This is a genomic window from Desulfurella sp. (assembly GCF_023256235.1).
Classification (GTDB): Bacteria; Campylobacterota_A; Desulfurellia; order Desulfurellales; family Desulfurellaceae; genus Desulfurella.
On record NZ_JAGDWY010000014.1, the window covers coordinates 644 to 1,754 of the forward strand.

Genomic DNA, 1,111 nt, shown 5'->3' on the forward strand with positions numbered 1-1,111 from the left:
AGGTCTTCACTTAACTTTAACACAACAACTGATAGTTATATTAACAGCAATTTTAGCCTCAATTGGTACAGCTGGTGTACCTGCAGCGGGCGCTATTATGCTACTTTTAGTATTAAATTCCGTTGGCTTAAAAGTAGAACCTGGAAGACCAGAAACACTTGCCTATGCCATGATTTTTGGTATCGATGCCTTACTTGACATGGCAAGAACTGCAACAAACGTTCTTGGGGATCTAACTGCCACTACATTTGTAGCAAAGCTTGAAAATGAAATAGATATGTCAAAATGGAATTGAAAGCAAAAATTGTAGGCATTATAGGTGGCATGGGCCCACTTGCAACGATAGATTTATACTCAAAAATTATTAAACATACTAATGCAAAAAATGATCAAGAAAATCTGCATGTAGTTATTGATAGTTACGCTCAGATACCAGATAGAACCAAATACTTAAAGGGTGAAGGAGAAAATCCTTTGCCTTATCTTTTAGAATCTGCGAATAACCTAAAAAAAGGTTTTAACATTGATGTTTACTGCATGCCATGTAATACAGCACATTATTTTATTAATGAATTAAGAAAAAATATTGATAAGCCTTTTATAAGTATTGTTGAAGCTGCTTTTAATGAAATAAAAAGATACCATTTTACCAAGTTAGGAATTTTAGCAACAGATGGAACATTACTTGGCAAGGTTTATCATGATTTTTTTGAGAAAAACGGTGTAAAAATCGAAAATTTTGATGAAAATACGCAAAGCTTAATCATGAAAGCTATATACGATGTGAAAGCAAACTCAATAAATTCCGGGATAGAAGCATTTAATAAAGCTTTAAGTAATATAGTAAAAAACAAATTTGATTTATTGATTGCAGCATGCACTGAAATTCCTATATTGATACCATACAAACAAGAGCACATTCAAATAATTGATGCCACGGATTGTTTAGCAAAAAATGTTGTAAAATTTTGTAGGGAGTAAATATGCTCTTATGTAATAAATGCGGAAAAAAATATTCAATGAATGAATCTGTCTGGCAATGTGAATGTTCTGGTTTACTGGACATTGATTTTAAGGCTATCCTTAAATTTAATGAAATTAACAGAAGACC

General features: G+C 32.0%; 2 protein-coding genes. Both read left to right on the plus strand.

The window, feature by feature from the left end:
• The coding region (locus Q0C22_RS01475) for a cation:dicarboxylase symporter family transporter (RefSeq protein WP_291490318.1) at positions 1-295 on the plus strand (295 nt) is incomplete at its 5' end.
• Positions 286-981 carry an amino acid racemase gene (locus Q0C22_RS01480; RefSeq protein ID WP_291490319.1) on the plus strand — a complete coding sequence of 232 codons (696 nt, stop codon included), beginning with the start codon at positions 286-288 and terminating at the stop codon, positions 979-981. The genes Q0C22_RS01475 and Q0C22_RS01480, both read left to right, overlap by 10 nt.
• Positions 982-1,111 lie beyond the last annotated feature (130 nt).